This is a genomic window from Mycolicibacter sinensis, from assembly GCF_001673565.1.
GTDB lineage: Bacteria > Actinomycetota > Actinomycetes > Mycobacteriales > Mycobacteriaceae > Mycobacterium > Mycobacterium sinense_C.
The window spans coordinates 39836-65055 of sequence record NZ_LZMF01000123.1 but is presented as its reverse complement, the minus strand read 5'-3'; the positions used below and the strand labels follow the sequence as shown (position 1 = coordinate 65055).

The 25220-nt window shown below is 68.0% G+C and carries 23 protein-coding genes; 17 read left to right on the top strand and 6 right to left on the bottom strand.

The genetic code is table 11. The annotated features are described in order from the left end of the window. Window positions 1-908: 908 nt before the first annotated feature. From A5648_RS17105 to A5648_RS17045, 13 genes are all read left to right on the top strand, one after another. Window positions 909-1232 (top strand): transglycosylase family protein, encoded by a 324-nt coding sequence (locus tag A5648_RS17105; protein WP_207511744.1) that lies wholly within the window; start codon window positions 909-911, stop codon window positions 1230-1232. Between the two features lie 80 nt (window positions 1233-1312). After that, window positions 1313-2569: a saccharopine dehydrogenase family protein gene (locus A5648_RS17100; RefSeq protein WP_065025688.1), complete on the top strand. Its 1257-nt coding sequence runs from the start codon at window positions 1313-1315 to the stop codon at window positions 2567-2569. A 101-nt stretch (window positions 2570-2670) separates the two neighbouring features. Further along, window positions 2671-3261, top strand: a complete 591-nt coding sequence (locus tag A5648_RS17095) for a DUF937 domain-containing protein (protein ID WP_065025687.1) — start codon at window positions 2671-2673, stop codon at window positions 3259-3261. A 79-nt stretch (window positions 3262-3340) separates the two neighbouring features. Next, complete coding sequence (locus A5648_RS17090) at window positions 3341-5992, top strand: valine--tRNA ligase (RefSeq protein ID WP_065025686.1); 2652 nt, start codon at window positions 3341-3343, stop codon at window positions 5990-5992. Then, window positions 5989-7416 (top strand): bifunctional tetrahydrofolate synthase/dihydrofolate synthase, encoded by a 1428-nt coding sequence (folC, locus tag A5648_RS17085; protein WP_065025685.1) that lies wholly within the window; start codon window positions 5989-5991, stop codon window positions 7414-7416. The genes A5648_RS17090 and folC overlap by 4 nt, the downstream gene beginning before the upstream one ends. Then, window positions 7413-7763, top strand: a complete 351-nt coding sequence (locus tag A5648_RS17080) for a DUF4233 domain-containing protein (RefSeq protein WP_064856630.1) — start codon at window positions 7413-7415, stop codon at window positions 7761-7763. Before folC ends, A5648_RS17080 begins: the two co-directional genes overlap by 4 nt. Before the next feature lie 28 nt (window positions 7764-7791). Beyond that, complete coding sequence (gene ndk / locus A5648_RS17075) at window positions 7792-8238, top strand: nucleoside-diphosphate kinase (protein ID WP_065025684.1); 447 nt, start codon at window positions 7792-7794, stop codon at window positions 8236-8238. Window positions 8239-8534: 296 nt separating this feature from the next. Then, the gene (locus A5648_RS17070; RefSeq protein ID WP_428844350.1) at window positions 8535-11342 is read left to right on the top strand and encodes an Rne/Rng family ribonuclease; all 2808 of its coding nucleotides are present in this window, start codon (window positions 8535-8537) and stop codon (window positions 11340-11342) included. Between the two features lie 139 nt (window positions 11343-11481). Continuing rightward, window positions 11482-11793 (top strand): 50S ribosomal protein L21, encoded by a 312-nt coding sequence (gene rplU / locus A5648_RS17065; RefSeq protein WP_064856633.1) that lies wholly within the window; start codon window positions 11482-11484, stop codon window positions 11791-11793. Between the two features lie 14 nt (window positions 11794-11807). Further along, on the top strand, window positions 11808-12074 hold the full coding sequence (rpmA, locus tag A5648_RS17060; protein ID WP_065025682.1) for a 50S ribosomal protein L27: 267 nt from the start codon (window positions 11808-11810) through the stop codon (window positions 12072-12074). 102 nt (window positions 12075-12176) lie between these two features. Then, window positions 12177-13622 carry a GTPase ObgE gene (gene obgE, locus A5648_RS17055; protein WP_065025681.1) on the top strand — a complete coding sequence of 482 codons (1446 nt, stop codon included), beginning with the start codon at window positions 12177-12179 and terminating at the stop codon, window positions 13620-13622. Continuing rightward, window positions 13619-14725, top strand: a complete 1107-nt coding sequence (gene proB / locus A5648_RS17050; RefSeq protein ID WP_065025680.1) for a glutamate 5-kinase — start codon at window positions 13619-13621, stop codon at window positions 14723-14725. Before obgE ends, proB begins: the two co-directional genes overlap by 4 nt. Window positions 14726-14736: 11 nt before the next feature. Then, on the top strand, window positions 14737-15441 hold the full coding sequence (locus A5648_RS17045; protein WP_065025679.1) for a PE-PPE domain-containing protein: 705 nt from the start codon (window positions 14737-14739) through the stop codon (window positions 15439-15441). On the opposite strand, the gene A5648_RS17040 is transcribed toward A5648_RS17045, so the two are convergent. Beyond that, complete coding sequence (locus tag A5648_RS17040; protein ID WP_065025678.1) at window positions 15435-16070, bottom strand: TetR/AcrR family transcriptional regulator; 636 nt, start codon at window positions 16068-16070, stop codon at window positions 15435-15437. The genes A5648_RS17045 and A5648_RS17040 overlap by 7 nt on opposite strands. Window positions 16071-16163: 93 nt before the next feature. On the opposite strand from A5648_RS17040, the gene A5648_RS17035 reads away from it, so the two are divergent. Then, the gene (locus A5648_RS17035; RefSeq protein WP_065025718.1) at window positions 16164-17423 is read left to right on the top strand and encodes a cytochrome P450; all 1260 of its coding nucleotides are present in this window, start codon (window positions 16164-16166) and stop codon (window positions 17421-17423) included. A 25-nt stretch (window positions 17424-17448) separates the two neighbouring features. On the opposite strand, the gene A5648_RS17030 is transcribed toward A5648_RS17035, so the two are convergent. The 4 genes from A5648_RS17030 to A5648_RS17015 form a co-directional block, all read right to left on the bottom strand. Next, window positions 17449-18060: a hypothetical protein gene (locus A5648_RS17030; RefSeq protein WP_065025677.1), complete on the bottom strand. Its 612-nt coding sequence runs from the start codon at window positions 18058-18060 to the stop codon at window positions 17449-17451. 68 nt (window positions 18061-18128) lie between these two features. Continuing rightward, window positions 18129-19385, bottom strand: coding sequence for an MFS transporter (locus A5648_RS17025; RefSeq protein ID WP_065025676.1), 1257 nt, complete (start codon window positions 19383-19385; stop codon window positions 18129-18131). Window positions 19386-19426: 41 nt separating this feature from the next. Next, window positions 19427-20335 carry an NAD-dependent protein deacetylase gene (locus tag A5648_RS17020; RefSeq protein ID WP_082966553.1) on the bottom strand — a complete coding sequence of 303 codons (909 nt, stop codon included), beginning with the start codon at window positions 20333-20335 and terminating at the stop codon, window positions 19427-19429. 4 nt (window positions 20336-20339) lie between these two features. After that, window positions 20340-20879 carry a cysteine hydrolase family protein gene (locus A5648_RS17015; RefSeq protein ID WP_065025675.1) on the bottom strand — a complete coding sequence of 180 codons (540 nt, stop codon included), beginning with the start codon at window positions 20877-20879 and terminating at the stop codon, window positions 20340-20342. Between the two features lie 58 nt (window positions 20880-20937). On the opposite strand from A5648_RS17015, the gene A5648_RS17010 reads away from it, so the two are divergent. From A5648_RS17010 to A5648_RS17000, 3 genes are read left to right on the top strand one after another with little or no spacing between them, the layout of a single operon-like run. After that, entirely contained in the window at window positions 20938-22992 is a 2055-nt protein-coding gene (locus A5648_RS17010) for an NAD(+) synthase (RefSeq protein ID WP_065025674.1), read from the top strand. Window positions 22993-23007: 15 nt separating this feature from the next. Next, window positions 23008-23751, top strand: a complete 744-nt coding sequence (locus A5648_RS17005) for a class I SAM-dependent methyltransferase (RefSeq protein WP_065025673.1) — start codon at window positions 23008-23010, stop codon at window positions 23749-23751. A 21-nt stretch (window positions 23752-23772) separates the two neighbouring features. Continuing rightward, window positions 23773-24168 (top strand): tautomerase family protein, encoded by a 396-nt coding sequence (locus tag A5648_RS17000; RefSeq protein WP_065025672.1) that lies wholly within the window; start codon window positions 23773-23775, stop codon window positions 24166-24168. 36 nt (window positions 24169-24204) lie between these two features. Here the strand turns inward: A5648_RS17000 and A5648_RS16995 are convergent, their stop codons facing one another. After that, window positions 24205-25056, bottom strand: coding sequence for a ribokinase (locus tag A5648_RS16995; protein WP_082966552.1), 852 nt, complete (start codon window positions 25054-25056; stop codon window positions 24205-24207). Between the last annotated feature and the right edge of the window lie 164 nt (window positions 25057-25220).

The following is a 25220-nucleotide window of genomic DNA, read 5'->3' as shown; positions in this document are numbered from 1 at the left end:
AGCTCCGTGCCTTGAGCTGTTGACAGCAAATATCGCTGGGCGATTCTGATAACGGGTTTCGCGGTGCCGCGATTGGTGTACATAAATCCTTTTGTTATCGCGCCGACATACGGCGATTATCGTTGTGGGGACGGCCGTGGCGCCGCGGCGAGCGCGCTTGCGCTCGGACGGCGAAAGCGCCTGTCCGAGAGCGGGTTTCGGTCGCCTGCGACGGATTGGACGCTGCCGGCACCGATCGGCTGAAATGCCGGTCCGCAACGGCCCGATAGTTCGCACCGAGAAGAAATAATCTCGATGTTCGGCGAATTGGTGAAGCCGCGACCCGGCGAGCGGCGGGCGGGGCGGGACCGAACCGGCGGGCATACCGGTCGATGACGTTCTGACCTGCACCGGGTGGGGCAGACGATGCCGTTGGGGCCCGTGAGATGGTGCTGTCGCTCGCGCCGGCGGGCAAATGCGCGGGAAACCGCATCCGTTTTTCGTGGCCCAGCCCACAAAATAGCCGTGATTTGACTCACGAAAATCGGGTGGGCCGCCGGCCCGTCGGGAAGCGCAAAGTTATTGCTGACCTGCTGTAACCATTCGAACCGTCGCTGTGATGGTTTCGTTATCTGCCCGAAATGCTCGCGACATGCGATTGGACGGGCCGTATGAGCGTTTCGTAAATTTCCCTTCGCCCGAATGCAGGGCAAACAAATTGAATCCACGGAACCGCGTGTGAGCGGGGCCGCGGGCGGCCCCATGAATGCTTCCGCGGTGCCGGGTGTCATCCCCGGCGGGCAGACCCTGCCCCCGCTGTCGTGCCTGACCAAGACGGCACGTCTCGAAGACCACTCCGCCTGGACCACCAGGCTCGCCAGCCCACTCCGTGGGCGCTCGTCGGCGCGCGCACAGCGAAAGGAACGATGTTGAAGAACGTCCGGAAGCCCCTCACCCTGGCCGCGATCGCCGGCGCGCTGATCACCGGCGCGGTCGCCCTGTCCGAGGCCACCGCCAAGGCGGACGGCGTCAACTGGGATGCCATCGCGGCCTGCGAGTCCGGCGGTAACTGGTCGATCAACACCGGTAACGGCTACTACGGCGGCCTGCAGTTCAATGCGGGCACCTGGCGTGCCAACGGCGGCAGCGGTATGCCGCACAACGCCAGCCGGGACGAGCAGATCCGGGTGGCCGAGAACGTGCTGCGCAGCCAGGGGATCGGCGCGTGGCCGGTCTGCGGCCGTCGCGGCTGACCTCCATATGACACGGCGCCGGGCGATGAGCCCGGCGCCGTCGTCGTCGGCGGCGCAATGCGCCCGGTAGCGTCGGGACCATGTCCGAAACGCCACGTGAGCTCGATGTCATCGTCTACGGGGCCACCGGCTTCGCCGGCAAGCTGACCGCCCAGTACCTGTCGCGCGCCGGCGGCGCCGCGCGTATCGGGCTGGCCGGACGCTCGGCGGAGCGACTGCAGGCGGTGCGCGATGAGCTCGGTGCCGCCGCGCAGGACTGGCCGATCGTGGTCGCCGACGCCGACGACCCCGCGACGCTGGAGGCGATGGCGGCCCGCACCCGAGTGGTGATCACCACCGTCGGCCCCTACACCCGTTACGGCATGCCCATGGTCGCCGCCTGCGCTGCCGCGGGCACCGACTACGTCGACCTCACCGGCGAGGCGACGTTCGTGCGGGAGAGCATCGACCTCTACCACAAGCAGGCCGCAGACAACCGAGCGCGCATCGTGCACGCCTGCGGCTTCGACTCCATTCCCTCGGATCTAAGCGTCTATGCGCTCTACCGGACGGCCCGCGCCGAGGGCACCGGAGATCTACTCGACACCGACCTGATCGTGCGGGGCTTCTCCGGCGGTGTGTCCGGCGGCACCCTCGCCTCGATGGTCGAGGTCCTGAGCACCGTCGCCGGCGACCCGGAGGCCCGGCGTCAGCTGTTCGATCCCCATACGCTCAGCGTCGACCGGCCGGCGGAACCCCGGCTGGGCCGCGAACCCGACCTGGCCTGGCGCCGGGGCCGTGACATCGCGCCGGAGTTGGAGGGAATCTGGACCGCCGGCTTCGCCATGGCGCCCTACAACACCCGCATCGTGCGGCGTAGCAACGGGTTGCTGGACTGGGCCTATGGGCGCCGGTTCCGCTACGCCGAACACATGAGTGTCGGTTCGTCGGCCGCGGCACCTGTGCTCTCGGCAATCGCGACCGCGCTGGGCAAAGCGACCTTTGGACTCGGTGGCCACCTCTTCCGGCTGCTGCCGCCCGCATTGGTCGAGCGGGTGTTGCCCAAGCCGGGCACCGGGCCAAGCCAAAGCACTCGCGAAAATGGCTACTACCGCCTCGAGACCTACACGAAAACGACCAGCGGAGCTCGCTACCTGGCGGTCATGGCGCAGCAGGGCGACCCCGGCTACCAGGCCACCTCGGTGCTGCTGGCCGAGAGCGCGCTGGCGCTGGCCCTCGATCGCGACGCCCTGTCCGATCACTATGGGGTGCTCACCCCGGCGGCCGCGATGGGCGACGCCCTGCTGGCCCGGCTGCCCGCGGCGGGCGTGACGTTAGAAGTGTCGCGGCTGCGCTGACCGGTGTTGAATCGACCGGTGCCGAGCTGCTGTTTCCGCTAGTGTTTTTGCTCGACCGCTCTTACGTCAGCACCCAGCAACGAAGGTGGACGAATACTCCCATGGCCGGCCTTGACGATCTCTTCGCGCAGATTCCCATCCAGGACATTGCCAACCAGCTCGGTGCCGACTCGGGTGAGGTGGACAGCGCCATCCGCACCCTGGTGCCGGTGCTGGTCAGCGGACTGAACCACAACGCCCAAGACCCGGGCCAGGCCGACAACATCGCCAGCACGGCCAACAGCTTCGCGGCCCAGGGCTTTTTGGGCAACGCGCTCGGCAGCAACCAGGCCGACGGCCAGCAGGTGATCTCGAGCATCTTCGGCGGCAACGACACCAGCCAGGTCGCCTCGGCGCTGTCGGGCGCCGGCGCGGGTAACAACGACCTGTTGCAAAAGCTGCTTCCGATCATCGCGCCGATCGTGCTCGCCTACATCGGCAAGCAACTGAGCGGCCAGAAGGAGGAGCCGGCCCAGCAGCAGGCTTCCGGCGGCGGCCTCGGTGACGTCCTGGGCAGCATCCTGGGTGGCATGGCCGGGGGCGGCGGCGCCAAGAACCAGTCGATGGGCAGCATCCTGGGCAACATGCTCGGCGGCAAGACCGGCGGCGCCATCGGCGACATCCTCGGCGGACTGCTCGGCGGCAAGAAGTAGCCAGTCTTCACCAGCCCCCGGAACGATGCCGGTCCGGGGGCTTTGGCCTGTGCTGGGCCGTCGTTCCTAGAATTGAGCGGTGACCGTGACCCCCGATGCCGCCAACACCGATCACCTGCCCAAATCCTGGGAGCCGGGTGCGGTCGAGGACGCGATCTACCAGCGCTGGGTGGATGCCGGCTACTTCACCGCGGATCCGGCCAGCACCAAGCCCGGCTACTCGATCGTGCTGCCCCCGCCGAATGTCACCGGCAGCCTGCACATGGGCCATGCACTCGACCACACCCTGATGGACGCGCTGACCCGCCGCAAGCGGATGCAGGGTTATGAGGTGCTGTGGCTGCCGGGCATGGACCACGCCGGTATCGCGACCCAGAGCGTCGTGGAGCGGCGTCTGGCGGCCGAGGGCAAGACCAAAGAGGACCTCGGCCGCGCGGCCTTCATCGAGAAGGTGTGGGAGTGGAAACGCGACTCCGGCGGCACCATCGGCACCCAGATGCGCCGGATCGGCGACGGCGTGGACTGGAGCCGTGAGCGGTTCACCATGGACGAGCACCTGTCACGCGCCGTTCGCACCATCTTCAAGCGGCTCTACGACGCCGGGCTGATCTACCAGGCCGAGCGGCTGGTCAACTGGTCGCCGGTGCTGGAGACCGCGATCAGCGACCTCGAGGTCAAATACGAGGACATCGAAGGCGAGCTGGTGTCGTTCCGATACGGCTCATTAGACGACGCACAGCCGCACCTGGTGGTCGCCACCACCCGGCTCGAGACCATGCTCGGCGACACCGCGATCGCGGTGCACCCCGACGACGACCGGTACCGAGACCTGGTCGGGACCAGCCTGGCGCACCCGTTCCTGGAGCGGCAGATCGCCGTGGTCGCCGACGCCCACGTCGACCCCGAATTCGGCACCGGCGCCGTCAAGGTCACTCCCGCCCACGACCCGAACGACTTCGAGATCGGCCTGCGCCACCAGCTTGCGATGCCGACGATCTTGGACACCAAGGGCCGGATCACCGGCACCGGAACGCAGTTCGACGGCATGGACCGCTTCGAGGCGCGGGTCGCGGTGCGCGAAGCACTGGCCGCCCAGGGACGCATCGTCGCCGAGAAACGGCCGTATCTGCACAGCGTCGGACATTCCGAACGCAGCGGCGAGGTCATCGAGCCGCGGTTGTCGATGCAGTGGTGGGTCGATGTGTCCTCGCTGGCCAAGGCGGCCGGTGACGCGGTCCGTAACGGCGACACCGTCATTCACCCCAAAAGCCTGGAACCGCGCTGGTTCAGCTGGGTCGACGACATGCACGACTGGTGCATCTCCCGCCAGCTGTGGTGGGGTCACCGCATCCCGATCTGGCACGGGCCGAATGGCGAGAAGGTCTGCGTCGGACCGGATGACACCCCGCCGGAAGGCTGGGAGCAGGACCCCGACGTGCTCGACACCTGGTTCTCCTCGGCACTGTGGCCGTTCTCCACGATGGGCTGGCCCGAGGCCACGCCGGAGTTGGCGAAGTTCTATCCCACCACCGTGTTGGTGACCGGCTACGACATCCTGTTCTTCTGGGTGGCCCGGATGATGATGTTCGGCACCTTCGTCGGCGATGACGACGCCCTGCACGGTGGCAAAGTTCCCTTCCACAACGTGTTCCTGCACGGCCTGATTCGCGATGAGCACGGCCGCAAGATGAGCAAGTCCCGCGGCAACGGCATCGACCCGCTGGACTGGGTCGAGACCTTCGGCGCCGACGCCCTGCGGTTCACCCTGGCCCGCGGCGCCAGCCCCGGCGGTGACCTGTCGATCGGCGAGGACCATGCCCGGGCGTCGCGCAACTTCGTCACCAAGCTGTTCAACGCCACCCGGTTCGCGCTGCTCAACGGCGCCCGGCCCGCGCCACTGCCGTCGCTCGAGGAGCTGACCGATGCCGACCGCTGGATCCTGGGGCGGCTGGAAGAGGTTCGCGCCGAAGTGGATTCGGCCTTCGACGGCTACGAGTTCGGCCGGGCCTGCGAGGCGCTGTACCACTTCGCCTGGGATGAATTCTGCGACTGGTATGTGGAGTTGGCCAAAACGCAGCTGGGCGAGGGGCTCTCGCACACCACCGCGGTGCTGGCCGCGGTGCTCGATACGCTGCTGCGACTGCTGCATCCGGTGATCCCGTTCGTCACCGAAACCCTGTGGCAGGAACTCACCGGAGCAGAGTCCCTGGTGATCGCCGACTGGCCGGAGTCGTCCGGAATCGGTCTGGACCAGGTTGCCGCGCAACGAATCGCCGACATGCAGAAGCTGGTGACCGAGGTGCGCCGGTTCCGCAGCGATCAGGGCCTGCGCGACCGGCAGAAGGTACCGGCCCGGTTGACCGGTGTCGACGACGCCGATCTGGCCACCCAGGTGGCCGCGGTGACCTCGCAGGCCTGGCTGACCGAGCCGGGGGAGGACTTCGCGCCGTCGGCCACCGTCGAGGTGCGACTGGGCCCCACGGGCGGTGGAAGCACCGTCGTGGTCGAACTGGACACCTCCGGGACCGTCGATGTCGCCGCCGAACGGCGCCGCCTGGAAAAGGACCTGGCGGCCGCGGAGAAGGAGCTGGTGGCCACCGCGGCGAAGCTCGACAACGAGGCCTTCCTGGCCAAGGCGCCCGAAGCGGTGGTCGACAAGATCCGGGCCCGTCAGCAGTCGGCCCGCGATGAAGTGGACCGGATCACCGTGCGTCTCGCAGGACTGACATGAGCGATCACCCGGTCGGCACCACCGAACCGACCCCGGATGAGATCGCGGCCCTGCTGCAGGTCGAGCACCTACTCGACCAGCGGTGGGGCGAGACCAAGATCGAGCCGAGCCTGACCCGGATCAACGCCTTGCTGGAGCTGCTCGGCTCCCCGCAGCGCGGCTATCCCTCGATTCACGTGGCGGGTACCAACGGCAAGACCTCGGTGGTCCGGATGATCGATGCGCTCCTGACGGCGTTCAGCCGTCGTACCGGTCGCACCACCAGCCCGCATCTGCAATCGGCGGTCGAGCGCATCGCCATCGACGGAGTCCCGATCACCCCGGCCAAATACGTGGAGACCTACGCCGAGATCGAGCCGTTCGTGCAGATGGTCGACGCCTCGTCACAGGCCGAAGACGGACCGGCGATGAGCAAATTCGAAGTGCTCACCGCGATGGCGTTCGCGGCGTTCGCCGACGCCCCGATCGACGTCGCGGTCGTGGAGGTCGGCATGGGCGGCCGCTGGGACGCGACCAATGTCGTCGACGCCCCGGTTGCGGTGATCACCCCGATCGGCATCGACCACGTCGACTACCTGGGCGACGACATCGCCGGGATCGCCGCGGAGAAGGCCGGCATCATCCACCGTTCCTCCGATGAGCTCGTCGACACCGTGGCGGTGATCGCCCGTCAGGCGCCCGAGGCGATGGAGGTGCTGCTGGCCCAGTCGGTGCGCGCGGATGCCGCGGTGGCGCGGGAGAACTCCGAGTTCGCGGTGCGCAGCCGCCGGCTGGCGGTCGGTGGCCAGCTGTTGGAGCTGCAGGGCCTGGGCGGGGTGTACGCCGATATCTTTCTGCCGCTGCACGGTGAGCACCAGGCCCACAATGCGGTGGTGGCGTTGGCGGCAGTCGAGGCGTTCTTCGGTGCCGGTGCCGAGCGTCAGCTCGACGTAGACACGGTCCGGGCCGGCTTCGCCGCGGCGACGAGCCCCGGGCGGCTGGAGCGGATGCGCAGTTCGCCGACCGTCTTCGTCGACGCCGCGCACAACCCGGCCGGCGCGGCCGCCCTGGCCCAGGCGCTGACCGACGAGTTCGATTTCCGGTTCCTGGTCGGGGTGGTCAGCGTGCTCGCCGACAAGGACGTCAGCGGAATCCTCGCCGCCCTGGAACCGGTCTTCGACCGAATCGTGGTGACCCACAACGGCTCTCCGCGGGCCGTGGACGTCGAGACGCTGACCGCGGCAGCGGTGCGGTGGTTCGGAGAAGACCGGGTGGTGACCACCGAGACGCTCGGGGACGCCATCGACACCGCGACCGCGCTCGTCGACGAGTTCGACTCCGAGGGCTCTGGACAGCAACCGTTCGCCGGAACCGGCATCGTGATCACCGGCTCGGTGGTCACCGCCGGGGCCGCCCGCACCTTGTTCGGAAAGGAACCGGCATGACCGACCACACCGCGGCGCCCGATCCGTGGCGCGGTTTCCGCGGCGTGATGGCGGCGACTCTGATCCTCGAGGCGATCGTGGTGCTGTTGGCGCTGCCGGTGGTCCACGTGGTCGGAGGCGGGCTGACGCCGGCGTCGCTGGCCTACCTGCTCGGTCTGGCGCTGGTGTTGGTGCTGTTCACCGGAATCCAGGGCCGGTCCTGGGCGATCTGGGCCAACCTGGCGGTGCAACTGGTGTTGGTCGCCGGGTTCGCGGTCTATCCGGGCGTCGGAGTGATGGGCCTGGTGTTCACCGGCGTGTGGGCGCTGATCGCCTACTTCCGGGCCGAGGTGTTGCGCCGGTCGTAGCGGGGCGGCTATTCGGTACGCTGACGCGGTGACTGAGCGGACTTTGGTGCTGATCAAGCCGGACGGCGTGAACCGTCGGCTGGTGGGCGAGATCATCAGCCGGATCGAGAAGAAGGGCCTGACGCTGGCGGCGCTGGAACTGCGGCCGGTGCAGCAGGCGGTCGCCCGGCAGCACTACGGCGAACACGAGGGCAAGGCGTTCTTCGCCTCCTTGCTGGACTTCATCACCTCCGGCCCGGTGGTCGCCGCCGTGGTGGAGGGACCGCGGGCCATCGAGGCGTTCCGGCAGCTCGCCGGCGGTACCGACCCGGTGGCCAAGGCCACCCCCGGCACCATCCGGGGTGACTTCGGACTGGAGACCCAGTACAACCTGGTGCACGGCTCCGACTCGCCGGAGTCGGCCGAACGCGAGATCGCGCTGTGGTTCCCCGACCTGAAGCCGTCGGCGCCGACCTCACCCATGACACTGGCCTGACGTCGCAGTTAATGCCTTTGGCCCGGGTTGCTCCGGTTGTGTGGGATACTGACGAACGGGTGAACGTCACCGGACCGGTGTCGGACACCCGAATGAAGACTTAGCGAGTGCGACGGTCGCGATATGTGATGCGGCGCCGATCGCGGGTCCTCATTCAGCCAGGCACCGAGTCGGTTCCACCCGAGCCCCTCGGAGCGAGACCACCACAAGCCCGGGGGAAGTGAGCCGGGCGAATAACGAGAAGCCCTCGCGTGGCCGCGTCGTAGTTACGCGCCCGGGGGCTTGAGGAGACGTACGTGGCAGACCCCTCTCTTTTTAAGGGCCCTTTTTCAGACGCACCGGCGGTGCCGGCCGAGCAGGAGGAGTTGCCCGACCGGCTGAGGGTCCACTCCCTGGCCCGGGTACTGGGAACCACCAGCAAGCGGGTGCTGGATGCCCTCATCGAGCTGGATGGCCGGGCGCGCAGCGCCCACTCCAGCGTGGACCGCGTCGAGGCGGTCCGCGTGCGTGACCTGCTGGATTCGATCGAGAAGCCGACCGCCGAGGTGGCCGAGGAGACCGGTGAGGTTGCCGAGGAGCCCGAGTCCCGGCTGCTGCTGGAGACCGCCCCGGAGGCCGCCAGCGCCCGGGTCGTCGACTACATGCCGCTGTTCGTGGCGCCGCAGCCGGTCACCTTCGAGCCCCCGGCGTCCGACGACAGCGACGACGGGTCCGACGATGACGACGACCTCGGCCCCGACGCCGACGCCGACGCCGACGACGAGAACGGGGACCGTCCCGCCAGCCGTCGCCGCCGTCGCGGCCGGCGCGGACGCGGTCGGGGCCGCGGCTCCGAGGGGGGCGCCCCAGACGACACGGCCGACACCGCCGACTCCGACGATGACACCGAGGACGACGATTCGGCCGCGGAATCCGACGAGACCACCGATACCGACGAGAGCGGCGACGACGAGACCGATTCCGCCGACGAGACGGGCAGCCGGCGCCGGCGCCGCCGCCGTCGCCGCAAGACCGGTAACGGTGATGACGACGACACCGGGTCCGCCGATGACCCGCCCAACACCGTCGTGCACGAACGGACGCCGCGCGCCAAGACCGCCAGGAACGCCAAGAACGAGAAGAGCTCCTCGGACGACGGGATCCAGGGCATCACCGGCTCGACGCGACTGGAGGCCAAACGTCAGCGTCGCCGCGACGGCCGCGACGCCGGGCGCCGCCGTCCGCCGATCCTGAGCGAGGCCGAGTTCCTGGCCCGCCGCGAGGCCGTCGAACGCCGGATGGTGGTCCGGGACCGCGTCCGCACCGAACCGCCGCACATCGGCGCCCGCTACACCCAGATCGCCGTGCTCGAAGACGGCGTGATGGTCGAACACTTCGTGACGTCGGCTGCCTCCACGTCGTTGGTCGGCAACGTCTACCTGGGCATCGTGCAGAACGTGCTGCCCTCGATGGAGGCCGCGTTCGTCGACATCGGTCGCGGCCGCAACGGCGTGCTCTACGCCGGTGAGGTGAACTGGGAGGCGGCCGGCCTGGGCGGCGCCAACCGCAAGATCGAGCAGGCCCTCAAGCCGGGTGACTACGTCGTCGTCCAGGTCAGCAAGGATCCGATCGGGCACAAGGGGGCCCGGCTGACCACACAGGTGTCGCTGGCCGGCCGCTACCTGGTGTACGTGCCGGGAGCGTCGTCGACCGGGATCAGCCGCAAGCTGCCCGACACCGAGCGCCAGCGGCTCAAGGAGATCCTGCGCGAGGTGGTGCCCGCCGATGCAGGCGTGATCATCCGCACCGCGTCGGAGGGTGTCAAAGAAGAGGACATCCGCGCCGACGTGGAACGCCTGCAGGAACGCTGGAACCAGATCGAGGCGACCGCGGCCGAGACCAAGGCCAAAGCCGCCGGTGCGGCGGTGGCGCTCTACGAAGAGCCCGATGTCCTGGTCAAGGTGATCCGCGACCTGTTCAACGAGGACTTCTCCGAGCTGGTGGTCTCCGGTGACGACGCCTGGGCGACGATCAACGAGTACGTGGGGTCGGTGGCGCCGGAGCTGATGGCGAAGCTGACCCGCTACCAGGCACCGGAGGGACCGGAGGGGCAGGCCGGGCCGGACGTTTTCGCCGTGCACCGCATCGACGAGCAACTGGCCAAGGCGATGGACCGCAAGGTCTGGCTGCCCTCGGGTGGGACGCTGGTCATCGACCGGACCGAGGCGATGACCGTCGTCGACGTCAACACCGGCAAGTTCACCGGGTCCGGGGGCAACCTCGAGGAGACGGTGACCAAGAACAACCTGGAGGCCGCCGAGGAGATCGTGCGGCAACTGCGCCTTCGCGACATCGGCGGCATCATCGTCATCGACTTCATCGACATGGTGCTGGAGTCCAACCGGGACCTGGTGTTGCGCCGGCTGACCGAGGCGCTGGGACGGGACCGCACCCGCCACCAGGTCTCGGAGGTGACATCGCTCGGGTTGATCCAGCTGACCCGCAAGCGGCTGGGCACCGGGCTGATCGAGGCGTTCTCGACGTCGTGTCAGCACTGCGCCGGGCGCGGCATCTTGGTGCACGCCGACCCGGTCGACTCGGCCGCGCCGGGGCGCAAGTCCGAGCCGACCAGCCGTCGCAGCAAGCGGTCGAAGAAGCCCAAGGTCGACGAACCGGTGGTGGCCAAGGTTCCGGTGCACACCCCCGGTGACCATCCGATGTTCAAGGCGATGGCCGCGGCCAGCGACCGCCACGACGACGAGGCGGAAGAGCCGCAGGACGCGACCGACACCGACGAGCAGCCCGACGTCGAGACCGAGGAGCAGCTGCCGGTGGAGGCCGTCGAGGAGGCGGCTGACGACGTCGCCGATGAGGACACCGAGGACTCCGACGAGGACGCCGACGAGGACACCGAGGACTCCGACGACGACTCCGATGAGGATGACGTCGAGGTCGATCTGGATGACGATGACGACGACTACGACGACGACCTGGATGTCATCGACGAGTCGGACGATTCGGATGAGGCCGACGAGTCCGACCAGGACACTCTGGCCGCCGCGGCGCCCTACGAACGTCCCCGGCGGCGGCGGGCGGCGGCCCGCCCGGCCGGGCCACCCAGCTGAGAAGGGCCGGTTTGACCCCTTAGTCGCTGGTCAAGTACCCTAGACCAGTTGTCACCAGGCCGGTGGACTCGGCCGACAAACCCCAGCTGTACGCGAGCCTCGATAGCGCGCGCTCCGAAAGAAGAGGAAGACACCAACGATGGCGACGTACGCAATCGTCAAAACCGGCGGCAAGCAGTACAAGGTTGCCGTCGGCGACGTGCTCAAGGTGGAAAAGCTCGAGTCCGAGCCGGGTGCATCGGTATCGCTGCCGGTCGCGCTGGTGGTGGACGGCACCACGGTCACCACCGACGCCGCCAAGCTGGCGAAGGTCGCGGTCACCGGCGAGGTGCTCGAGCACACCAAGGGCCCCAAGATCCGCATCCACAAGTTCAAGAACAAGACCGGCTACCACAAGCGGCAGGGTCACCGTCAGCAGTTGACCGTGCTCAAGGTCACCGGAATCAAGTAAGGGGAGCGAACGAGATGGCACACAAGAAGGGCGCTTCCAGCTCACGGAACGGGCGCGATTCAAACGCGCAGCGACTCGGCGTCAAGCGGTTCGGCGGCCAGGTCGTCAAGGCCGGCGAGATCCTGGTCCGCCAGCGCGGTACCCACTTCCACCCGGGCATCAACGTCGGGCGCGGCGGCGACGACACGCTGTTCGCCACGGCACCGGGTTCGGTCGAGTTCGGCCAGAAGCGCGGCCGCAAGACCGTCAACATCGTGCCGGTCGCCCGCGCGGAGAGTTAACCAACCGGCCCTGCGTCGCGAGCGTGCACTGACTGCGAAGAAGAGCGACGAAACTCGCAGTGGTTACACGCTCGACGCGTGGGACGGGTGAGAGGAAGCCCGATGTCCCGGTTCGTCGACCGCGTCGTCATCCATGTGCGCGCGGGCGACGGGGGTAACGGCTGCGCGTCGATTCACCGGGAGAAGTTCAAGCCGCTTGGCGGTCCGGACGGGGGCAACGGTGGTCGCGGCGGCAGCGTCGTGCTGGTTGTCGACCCGCAAGTGCACACCCTGTTGGACTTCCACTTCCGGCCGCACATCAACGCCGCGTCCGGAAAACAGGGGCAGGGCAGCAACAAGGACGGCGCCGCCGGGTCCGACCTGGAGATCAAGGTGCCGGACGGCACCGTCGTGCTCGACGAACACGGGCGGCTGCTGGCCGACCTGGTGGGCTCCGGCGCCCGCTTCGAAGCCGCCGCGGGTGGCCGCGGCGGACTGGGCAACGCCGCACTGGTGTCGCGGGCCCGCAAGGCGCCGGGGTTCGCGCTGCTGGGGGAGAAGGGCGAAGCCCGCGATCTCACCCTGGAACTCAAGACGGTCGCCGACATCGGGCTGATCGGATTCCCGTCGGCGGGCAAATCCGCACTGGTGTCAGTGATCTCGGCGGCCAAACCCAAGATCGCCGACTACCCGTTCACCACGCTGGCGCCGAACCTGGGGGTGGTCTCCGCCGGGGACAACACTTTCACCGCCGCCGACGTACCGGGTCTGATCCCGGGTGCGTCGGCCGGGCGCGGGCTGGGTTTGGACTTCCTGCGCCACATCGAGCGTTGCGCGGTGCTGGTGCACGTCATCGACTGTGCGACTGCGGAACCGGGCCGCGACCCGATCTCCGACATCGAGGCCATCGAAGCCGAGCTGGCCGCCTATACGCCCACCATGCAAGGGGACTCAGCGCTGGGCGACCTGGTGGACCGGCCGCGCGCGGTGGTGCTCAACAAGATCGACGTACCCGAAGCGCGAGAGATGGCCGAATTCGTCCGCGACGACATCGCGGCCGAGCGCGGCTGGCCGGTGTTCGAAGTGTCGACGGTGAGCCGGGAAGGCTTGCGCCCGTTGACGTTCGCGCTGGCCGACATGGTATCGGCCTATCGTGCGGCGCAGCCTGAGCCGGTGGCGCGCCGGCCGGTGATCCGGCCGATACCCGCAGGAGAGACTGGGTTCACCGTGGAAACCGACGGTGACGGCGGGTTTATCGTGCGCGGGACCCAGCCTGAGCGCTGGGTGCACCAGACCAACTTCGACAACGACGAGGCGGTCGGCTACCTGGGTGACCGACTGGCGCGCCTGGGCGTCGAAGATGAGCTGCTGCGGCTGGGCGCCACGCCGGGCTGCGCGGTGACGATCGGGGAGATGACCTTCGACTGGGAGCCGACCACACCGGCCGGAGTCGATATGACGCTGTCCGGTCGAGGCACCGACAGCAGGCTGGAGCGCACTGATCGGGTCGGGGCCGCCGAACGCAAGGTCGCGCGCAAACAGCGCCGAGAGCACTCGGAGGAGCCGTGACGGGCGGCGGTGCGCGCGAAGCGATTCGGCACGCGCGCCGCGTCGTGGTCAAGATCGGCACCACCGCACTGACCGCCGAGAACGGTATGTTCGACGCGGCCCGGCTGGCCGGTCTCGCCGAGGCGATCGAAGCCCGGATGAAGTCCGGGTCGGATGTGGTGATCGTGTCGTCCGGGGCCATCGCCGCCGGCCTGGAGCCGCTCGGGTTGACCAAGCGGCCCACCGATCTGGCCACCAAACAGGCTGCCGCCAGCGTGGGCCAGGTGGCGTTGGTCAATGCCTGGAGTGCCGCCTTCGGCCGGTTCGGTCGAACCGTCGGGCAGGTGCTGCTCACCGCGCAGGACGTGTCGATGCGGGTATCGCACACCAATGCCGCTCGTACCCTGGACCGGTTGCGGGCCCTGCACGCGGTCGCGATCGTCAACGAGAACGACACGGTGGCCACCAGCGAGATCCGGTTCGGCGACAACGACCGGCTCTCGGCGCTGGTGGCCCACCTGGTGGGCGCCGATGCGCTGGTGCTGCTTTCCGACATCGACGGCCTCTACGACTCCGATCCGCGCAAGGGCCCGGCCCGGCTGGTCCCCGAGGTGTCCGGACCGGAGGATCTCGCCGACGTGGTGGCCAGCGAGGGCAGTCACCTGGGCACCGGCGGCATGGTGTCGAAACTGTCCTCGGCGCTGCTGGCCGCCGACGCGGGCGTTCCGGTGCTGTTGGCCGCCGCCAGTGCAGCCGGCGCGGCCCTGGGTGACGCTTCGGTGGGCACCGTCTTTGCGCCGCGGGCGCAGCGGTTGTCGGCGCGCAAGTTCTGGGTGCGCCATGCCGCCGACGCGGCGGGGAGGCTGACGCTGGACGCCGGGGCCGTCGAGGCGGTGCTGAGCCGGCGTGGCTCGCTGCTGGCCGCGGGGGTCACCGGCGCATCAGGACGGTTCCACGGCGGCGACGTGGTCGACTTGTGCGGCCCGGACGGCTCGGTGGTGGCGCGCGGCGTCGTGGGTTACGACGCGGTGGAGCTGGCCGGGATGATCGGCCATTCCTCCGCCGAGTTGTCATCGGATGCCCGCCGCCCGGTGGTGCATGCCGACGATTTGGTCGCGGTGTAGGACCTGCCTGCGTGAGCACGGTATTCACCATCGACGGGGCGGGTTGGAGCGGGTTTCTGCGGTTCATGTGCCGGGGCGCTGTCACCAAGGGCAAGACCATCCGAAGCGTCAAGTACCCCAACACCTACTTTGACGGCCTGCGCTATGTGCCCGCGGTCAAAGCGGTGGAACGCGGCGCCAAAGCCCTCGACGACATGTTGGTCGCCCACTTCAACGGGAACCCCGATGCCGACGACGTGCTGGTCTACGCGGTGAGCATGGGGTCGCAGGTGGCCTGCAAATGGCTGCGCGACTACGGGGCGGCCTCCTCGGTCCCCACCGGCAAAGTGTCATTTCTGCTGCTGGCCAACCCGGAACAGCCCTTCCACGGCATCTACCGGGCCGACCCCAAACTGGTCTGGTTCATGAAGCTGCCCGACTACGGCGGCGTCGGTGTGCCGCAGAACACGCCCTTCGCGGTGACGGACCTGTGTCGCCAGTACGACGGCATGGCCGATTTCCCCAATCTGCGTGCCGCACACGTCGACTCGTTGGCTGTCCGAAACGCGCTGTTGGGCCTGGTGACCGTGCACAACAACTACTTTCGGGTCAACCTTGAGAGCCCCGACAACATCTGGGTTCGGCGCGGCAACCTCACCTACGTCTTCTGTCCCACCCGGCGTAAGAGGCGTCTGCGGATCGAGCGCAGTTATGATCGCTCGGCCTGGGGTTACTGATCGGTGGGTTTGAGATAGAGCGCGCCCCAAACGATTTCAGTCAGCGCGGTGGCGAGCTCGGGATCGTAATCCGCATCCCGGGCCGGCAGGTTCTGCTGACAGGCCCGCTCCACCATCCAGGTCAGTGCACTGGCCGTGGCCGTGGCCGGTAACGCGCGGCGAATGGAGCCGCCGGCCTGGCCGTCCTCGATGATGTGGGCCACCCGGTCCGAGATGCCGGCCAGCAACTCCCGGTAGGTGGTTGCCACCTGCGGGTCGTAGCCGGCCATCTCGCTCAGCGCGATCAGCAGCGGTTGGTGCCGCCGATAGCTGGCGATGATCGCGGCCATCGCGGCGCGCACATCGTCGGGATCACGGCGATGGGCCACATTCCACCAGCGCTCGGCGCCCGATGCGAGATCGCTGAACACCTGGCCGGCGAGCCGGCGCAGCAGATGGCCCTTGTCCTCGAAGTAGATGTAGAAGCTGGCGCGCGAGATGCCGGCCTCGGTCGCGAGGCGGTCCACGCTCAGTTCGGTGAAGCTGGCGCCGGCGCTCATCAGCCGCTCGGTGGCGTCGAGCAGGCGGCGCTCGATCTGCTCCCGACGTGCCTGCCGGGCCGCTTGCGGTTTCCGGGTGACGGAGGGCATGCGATCCAGGGTAAACGGCAATCGACATATTGACTAGACGTAGTGTCTAAATTACGGTTTGTGGGCGAAGTCACAGACCGCAAAGGGGCCACCATGACCGCGACGTCCGCTTCCGCCCGTAGCTACGACCCGATCGACCTGTCCTCGCAGGCGTTTTGGTCGACCACCGCCGCCGAGCGGGAAAGATCGTTCGCCGTGCTGCGCGCCGAACGCCCGGTGAGCTGGCACCCTCCGGTCGAAGACTCGATGCTCAACGATCCCGATGACCCCGGTTATTGGGCGGTCACCCGGCATGCCGACATCGTCACGGTGAGCCGCGCCAACGACGTGTTCCTGTCCGGCAAGGGCGTCATGTTCGAGAACTTCCCCGAGGAAGTCCTCGAGACGACGATGTCGTTTCTGGCGATGGACCCGCCCAAGCACACCCGGCTGCGCAAGCTGGCCACCGCTGCGTTCACCCCGAGACAGGTCCGCCGCATTGAGGACTCGATCAAGGCCAGTGCGAAGGACATCGTCGCAGGACTCACGGCCGCCGGTAGTGGCTGCGACTTCGTGGAGCACTGCGCCAAGGAACTGCCGCTTCGCACGCTCGCGGACATGATGGGCATTCCCGAATCCGAGCGCGAGCAGGTCGCACACGCCGCGGACGCGCTGGTGTCGACCAACGACCCGACCTACCTCGACGGCCGCAACCCGCTGGAGGTCATGTTCACCAACACCATGTATTTGCATCAGGTCGCCGGCCGCCTCGCCGCCGAACGGCGGGAGAAGCCCGGCGACGACTTGTTCAGTTCGCTGGTGAACGCCGAGGTCGACGGTGACCGGCTCACCGACGACGATGTGGCCGCGTTCTTCGTGCTGCTGGCGGTGGCCGGCAACGACACCACCCGCCAGGCCACCAGTCACGCGATCAAGGCGCTCAGCGACTTCGGCGACCAACGTGCTTGGCTGCTAGAGGATTTCGACAGTCGTATCGGGATGGCCGTCGAAGAATTCATTCGCTACGCCACCCCGGTGATGACTTTCCGGCGCACCGCGGCAGCCGATTACGAGCTTGGCGGCCAGACCATCCGGGCGGGTGACAAGGTGGCGATGTTCTACTCGTCGGGCAACCGCGATGAATCGGTGTTCGATCAGGCTGATCGATTCGACCTGAGCCGCGACCCCAACCCGCACGTCGGGTTCGGCGGCGGCGGTCAGCATTACTGCCTCGGCACCCATGTGGCACGGGCCCAGCTGCGCGCGATCTTCGGCGAGTTGCTGCGGCAGCTGCCCGAGATTGCGGCCGGCGAGCCGGAGTATCTGGCCGGCAACTTCATTCACGGCATCCGCGCCATGCCTTGCACGTTCTGATCGGGGCGCCGGGTTCTTCTGATCTTCACCCGCTCGGAGTGATGCCTGCGAGTTCTGCCAGCAGCTGCGCGAACCCGTCACCCGATTCCGATGCCGCCCCGCCGGCATCGACGGTGGGGAATTCGAACAGGGTCACAGGCGGCAGGCCATAAATGCTGAGCACGTCCTTCACGCCCGCTGCGTCACTTAGGTAGGTGTTGGTCAATACGTTCAGCACGGTGAAGGCGTCAGCGGACCCGAGAACTGGATCGTCCAGCGAATAATTCGTGAACACCGGAGCGCCTGCGAGTCCCCCAACCGCGGGGATGATCGGCAACAGAATTAGGGCATCTGAAACGGTTCCGACGTGGGGATACTCTGGGCCGTCGAGGTTGGCGGTGACCACGTCGTGAAAGTAGTTGTACAGGTACGGGACGCTGGAATATGTGTGGTCGACTGTGTACCACGTACCAGACCCGGGGTCAGCGGTCGGAAGTCCTGCCGCGTAGTAGTACGGGAACACCGGTGACGACGGTATGAGATATGGCCAGGCATCGTCGACGGCGTCTGCGGCGGCGAGCGGGCTGGCGGACAACGCGGTACCGAGCGCGACTCCCAGGCTGGCTCCGAGAATGGCAGTGATCCGATGGCGATGCATTATTAACCTGTCCAATTGTTTATAACACGGCAGATTTTTAGAAATTTACGGCAGGTCAAAAGCCCCTGTCAAGCAAGCTCGTTGGCTTCCGTTCGGGTAGGCCCGAAGTGCCGGCCGGTGGCGTCCTTGCCGACCGCGGTCAGCACCGTGACGGCGATCAGCACCGGGAACAACGTGACAGCCAGCGCGAACGGGTAACCGTGCGAAGCGGCGAGGCGCTCCTGAATCGGCAGATTGAACGCGGCCAGCAGGTTGCCCAACTGGTAGGTCACGCCCGGATAGAAGCCGCGGATCGCGTCGGGGGACATCTCGGTCAGGTGCGCCGGGATCACGCCCCAGGCGCCCTGCACGCAGAACTGGATGAGAAACGAACCCAGGCACAGCATCGCCGCGCTCTGCGACAGCGCGAACAGCGGCACGATCGGCAGTCCCATCACCGCGCACCAGATGATCGCGTAGCGACGCCCCAATCGTTGCGACAGGGCACCGAAGATCAGGCCGCCGATGATGCCGCCGATGTTGTAGATCACCGCGATCCATTTGGCCGTCACCGGCGGCAGACCGGCTCCCTCGGGTGACGTCAAGAACGTCGGATAGATGTCCTGGGTGCCGTGGCTCATCCAATTGAACGCGGTCATCAGCAACACCAGGTAGCAGAACCGGCGGATCACCTTGGCGTCGGTGAACACATCACGAATCCTGGTGCGGGTCAGCCGCATCCGATTCTGGGTGGCCTGCCACACCTCGGATTCGGACACCCGGTAGCGGACGAGCAAGCTGATCAAGGCGGGCAGGATGGACAGCCCGAACAGCCAGCGCCAGGACAGTCCCAGCCAGTCGGTCACCAGCAAGGACGCCAGGGTGGCCGCCAGATAACCGAACAGGTAGCCCTCCTGCAGCAGCCCGGAGAAGAATCCGCGTCGCTCGGGCGGGATCTTCTCCATGGCCAGCGCGGCGCCCAGTCCCCATTCGCCTCCCATCCCGATCCCGTACAGCAGGCGCAGGATTACCAGCACCGTGAAGTTGGGCGCGAACGCGCACAAGAACCCCACCGTCGAGTAGAAGATCACGTCCACCATCAGCGGCAGTCGCCGGCCGACCCGGTCGGCCCACAGGCCGAACAACAGCGCCCCCACAGGACGCATCACCAGGGTGGCGGTGGTCAAGAACGCGACCTCGGTCTTGGTGTGGCCGAAGGTCTTGGCGATATCGGCGTAGACGAACACCACGATGAAGTAGTCGAAGGCGTCCATCGACCAGCCCAGGAAGGCGGCCAAAAACGCGTTGCGCTGATCGGCGTCCAGGCGCTGTTTCACCAGAGACATCGTGCCGGACTCGGCGCTCCTACGTGTGGCCTCGGCGAGGATTACCGCGCCGAAATCGCAGGGTTCATGCGGCGGTCCCAGCTTCGCCTCTCCTCCGTCGAGCCTCGCTGAACCGCCGGGGTCAGCTCCGAAGCCAGCAGCGCCAGGACCGCAGAACACCCGCCGTCGATCTTGACGGCCGCCAGCGCATCGCCGCGGGTGGGACCGCGGTTGACGATCGCGACCGGGATACCGCGGGCCGCGGCGTGCCGGACGAAGCGGTAGCCGGAGAACACCGTCAGCGACGAGCCCGCCACCAGCAGGGCGTCGGCTTCATCGAGCACCGAATAGGCCTGGGCGACGCGGTCTTTGGGGACGCTTTCGCCGAAGTAGACGATGTCGGGCTTGAGGATCCCGCCGCAGTGGTGGCAATCGGCAAAGCGGAATGACGCGGTGTCGGTGACGACGGCGTCCGCGTCGGGGGCCACGGCGATGCCGCCGAGTGTGCCCGCCCGTTCGAGAAACCCGGGGTTGAGTTCCTCCAACTGCTCGGCCAGCGCCGCGCGGCTCAACGAGTTCCCGCAGCTCAGGCAGACCACCGTCGCATAGTTGCCGTGCAAATCGATGACGCGACGACTGCCGGCTTTGGTGTGCAGCAGGTCGACGTTCTGGGTGATCACCGCGGTCACCACCCCGGCGGCTTCCAGTGCTGAAAGCGCCAGGTGCCCGAGGTTGGGGGAGGTGTCGGCCATGTGGCGCCAGCCGACGTGGTTGCGGGCCCAGTACCGCTGCCGAAAGACCGGATCGCCGGTGAACTGTGTGATCGTCATCGGGTTGCTCGGCGGCGAGTCCGGGCCGCGATAGTCCGGAATGCCCGAATCGGTGGAGATGCCGGCACCGGTGAGCGCCGCGACCCGCCGGCCCGCCATCAGCTCCAGCAGATCGCAGACCGTCGGCTCGGAGTCGCCCATCGGCCTAGCGTAGGCACTTGCCGGCGGCCGACCGCTCGGCTCCCATGTTGCGGCACATCATCTCCAGCGCCGCGGCGCCCATTTCGGCGTCGATGTGGGCGACGGCATCGACGGGGATCACTACCGGAATATGGCGTACGTAGGCGTCCAGGGCGGTGTAGAGAATGCACTGCTCGGTGACCTGCCCGGTCAGAATCAAACGCCGGGTGCCGAGCCGGCCGAGCATGTACTCCAGCGGAGTGGCGTAGAAGGCGCTGTGGCGCACCTTGGTCACCCGGCGATCGCCGGCCACCGGGACGACGGGTCGAACCAGTTCGGGGCGCGCACCGTGCAGCGCCGAGTCGACGATCTCGGCGAATCCCGCGGTGAAGTCGCCGTAGTTGTCGTTGACGTAGATCAGGTCGACGTCGTCATCGGCCCGGCTGCGTTCGACCAGGTCGGCCAGCGGTTCGACGATGTTCGCGACGTTGCCGGCCAAGTCTTCTGCGTCGTCGTGCCGGTAGGCGTTGAGCATGTCGACGACGACCACCGCGGTTTCGGTCATGATCCTGGTGATACCCGAAAGCTGCGTATTGACACGGGCCGGGCAACAATGAGGAGCGATGGACCGCTCTGGAGACTTCTACAACGCCTACCGGCACGGATTCGCGCGGGTCGCCGCCTGCACGCACCGCACGACGCTCGCCGACCCGGCCGCCAACGCCGAGTCGGTGCTGCGGTTGGCGCGCGAGTGCCACGACGACGGCGTCGCGCTCGCCGTTTTTCCCGAGCTCACACTGTCGGGATACTCCATCGACGACATCGTGCAGCAGGACAGCCTGCTTCGGGCCGTCGAGGCGGCGCTGCTCGACGTGGTCGCGGCATCGGCGGAGCTGTTGCCGGTGCTGGTGGTCGGGGCGCCGCTGCGCTATGCGCATCGCATCTACAACACCGCCGTCGTCATCCACCGCGGGCGCATCCTGGGGGTGGCGCCCAAGTCCTATCTGCCCACCTACCGGGAGTTCTACGAGGGCCGCCAGCTGGCCGCCGGCGCCGGCGAGCGGGGCGTGATCCGGCTGGGTGATGCCGAGGTCCCGTTCGGCCCGGATCTGCTGTTCACCGCGACCGACCTGCCCGGGTTCGTGCTGCACGCCGAGGTGTGCGAGGACATGTTCGTGCCGGTGCCGCCCAGCGCCCAGGCCGCCCTGGCCGGCGCGACCGTGCTGGCCAACCTGTCCGGCAGCCCCATCACCGTCGGGCGCGCCGAGGACCGCTGCCTGCTGGCCCGCTCAGCCTCGGCGCGGTGTCTGGCGGCCTACGTCTATGCCGCCGCCGGGGAGGGCGAATCGACCACCGACCTCGCCTGGGACGGCCAGACCATGATCTGGGAGAACGGCAAGCTGCTCGATGACAGCGAACGGTTCCCCAGCGGCTCTCGCCGGTCGGTCGCCGACGTCGACCTCGGGCTGCTGCGTTCGGAGCGGGTGCGGATGGGCACCTTCGACGACAACCGCCGCCAGCACCGGGATGCGGTGCAGGCGTTCAGGTGGGTGGAGTTCGTTCTGGATCCGCCGGCGGGGGACATCGGGCTGCGCCGGGCGATCGAGCGGTTCCCGTTCGTGCCGTCGAACCCGCAGCGGCTGCAACAGGATTGCTACGAGGCATACAACATCCAGGTATCGGGTCTGGAGCAGCGACTGCGGGCGCTGAACTATCCCAAGGTGGTGCTGGGGGTGTCGGGCGGGCTGGACTCGACCCACGCCCTGATCGTCGCCGCGCGAGCCATGGACCGTGAAAACCGGCCGCGCAGTGACATTCTGGCGTTCACCCTGCCCGGCTTCGCCACCGGCGAACGCACCAAGGCCAACGCGGGCGCGCTGAGCAAGGCCCTGGGGGTGACCTTCACCGAGATCGACATCCGCGACAGCGCGAAGCTGATGCTGACCGAGCTGGAGCATCCGTTCGCCCGCGGCGAAGCCGTCTACGACGTCACCTTCGAGAACGTGCAGGCCGGCCTGCGCACCGACTACCTGTTCCGGATCGCCAACCAGCGCGGCGGCATCGTGCTGGGCACCGGCGATCTGTCGGAGCTGGCGCTGGGTTGGTCCACCTACGGGGTGGGCGATCAGATGTCGCACTACAACGTCAACGGCGGAGTGCCCAAAACGCTGATCCAGCACCTGATCCGGTGGGTGATCAACTCCGGCGAGTTCGACACCGACGTGTGCGCGGTGCTGGCCTCGGTACTCAACACTGAAATCAGCCCGGAGCTGGTCCCGGCGAGCGAGGGTGCGGACATTCAGCGCAGTGAGGACAAGGTGGGCCCGTACTCGCTGCAGGACTTCGCGCTGTTTCAAGCGCTGCGCCACGGGTTCACGCCGGCCAAGACCGCGTTCTTGGCCTGGCACGCCTGGCACGACGTGGAAGCGGGGTCCTGGCCGCCCGGGTATCCGGCGGACAAGCGGCAGGCCTATTCGCTGGCCGACATCCGGCACTGGCTGAAAGTCTTTGCCCAGCGGTTCTATTCGTTCAGCCAATTCAAGCGCTCGGCATTGCCGAACGGGCCGAAGGTGTCCCACGGCGGCTCACTGTCGCCGCGGGGGGAGTGGCGGGCCCCCGCGGACATGTCGGCGCGGGTCTGGCTCGACGAGATCGAACGGGAGATTCCGCACGGCTAGAAAGGAGCACCGACGATGAACGAGGTGCGCAGGTTTCCGTTGTCACCGGCGTTGCAGCGGGCCATGACGTTGCTCAGCGATCCGCCGTCGGACCCGCAGGTGGACCGAGGTTATCTCGACCTGCTCGGCGGGCCAGGAGACGTCGCCGCGCAGCAGAACACCGGTGCCATCCAGAAGCTGTGGGCCTCGCCGTTCGGGTCGATGTTCTACGACAACGCCCAGGCCGTGGCCCGCGGACTCCTTGAGGCCTGGCAGCATCCGATCGACTGGCTGGACATCCCGGTCGGCGGGGTGGCGCTGGACGTCGGCTGCGGTCCGGGCAGCATCACCGCCTCGCTGGCCCGCGCCGTCGGCGCCGACGGGTTGGCGTTGGGTGTCGACGTCTCCGAGCCGATGCTGGCCCGTGCGGTACGGGTGCAGGCCGGCTCCCAGGCGGGATTCCTGCGCGCCGATGCCCAGCGGCTCCCGCTGCGCGACAACACCGTTGACGCCATCACCTCGATCGCGGTGCTGCAGCTGATCCCGGACCCGGCCGCGGCGCTGGGCGAGATGGCGCGGGTGCTCAAACCCGGTGGGCGGATCGCGCTGATGGTGCCCACCGCCGGCTCGGCCGCCCGGCTGTGGCGGCTGCTGCCCAAAGCCGGTGCGCGGGTGTTCGGCGACGACGAGATCGCCGACACCTTGGAAAGCCAGGGTTTCACCAGCGTGCGGGTCAAGAACGTCGGCACCATCCAGTGGGTGCGGGGCAAGCGGGCCTGACCGTCTGCCACGCTAGAAGCCATGCCCACCGTCCTGATCGAGGTTCGCCGCCGCTACACCCAAGCCGAGGAAGTCGCGATCATCGACGCCGTGCACGGTGCGCTGGTAGCGGCCTTCCAGATCCCGGCCAAGGACAAGAACGTCCGGTTGATCGCCCACGAACCGCACCGGTTCGCGGTCTCGCAGGAGTTGAGCCAACCGGAGTACCGCACCCTGGTCTCCATCGACTGCTTCACCGGCCGGTCCCTGGACGCCAAGCGGGCGCTCTACGCCGGAATCGTCGAACGCCTTGCCGCACTGGGCATTCCGCGCGACCATGTGATGATCACATTGCACGAGGTGGATCGGGAGAACTGGGGAATCCGCGGCGGACAGGCCACCTCCGACGTCGACCTGGGCTTCGACGTGCGGGTGTGAGCCGATACAGCACCGCCGGGTGCTGATAGTTCTTGCTCAGCGCCGCATCGCGGCGACCGCTGCGTCGATCTCCGCACCACCCGGAGCGCATTCGCCGGCTCCGGACACCAGCGTCGCCAGCGCCCCGGCGACACAGGCGCGGCGCAGCGCGGATTCGATGCCCTCGGCCCAACCGGCGGCCAGCACGCCGGCGAACACGTCTCCGGCGCCCGAGGTGTCCACCGGCTCGACCCTCGGTGAAGATACGACAACCGAGCCGCCGTCACCGGTGTAGCGCGCTCCGCGCGCGCCGAGCGTGACCACCCGGTGCGGTACCGGGTGGTCGAACTGTGCGGATTCGGTCTCGTTGACCACCGCGACGTCCATCAGCCCGGCCAGCTCGGTCACATCGCCGCGGATCGGGGAGACGTTGACGATCACGGTCGCGCCCGCCTGGTGAGCGGCTCGGGCGGCGGCGGTCGCGGTGGCGAGCGGGATCTCCAGCTGCAGCAGCAGTACGTCGGATCCTGTGATGAGCTCGAGGCCGGCATCGACCGTCAGCGAGGCGTTCGCGCCCGGCGCCACCACGATGGTGTTCTCCCCGGCCGGGTCCACAGTGATGACCGCCGATCCGCTGGGCCCGGGCACCGTCGTCAATCCTTCGGTGCCGACCCCGTTGGCCTGCAGGTGCCGGCGCAACCGTTCGCCCGCGTCGTCGTCGCCGACCGCGCCGACGAACGAGACATCCGCACCGGCCCGAGCGGCCGCGACCGCCTGGTTGGCGCCCTTGCCGCCGGGGTGAGCGCTCGGTGCCGAGCCGAGCACCGTCTCGCCCGGGGCCGGCAGCGCGGCCACCGTGAACACGCTATCCAGGTTCACGCTGCCCACCACGCACACTCGCGTCGCCATGCTGCCAGCTTCCCATTCACGAACGCGGAATGCGCCAGATCCCCTACGCTGGGAAATCGTCCGCCTAACCGAAGGGAGCGGCCGAGTGGGCTCGGCACCGTCGACGATCAGCACCGAGAGCGATGAACGTCGGCGCCGGCGGTTGCCATCCCGGATCAGCATTC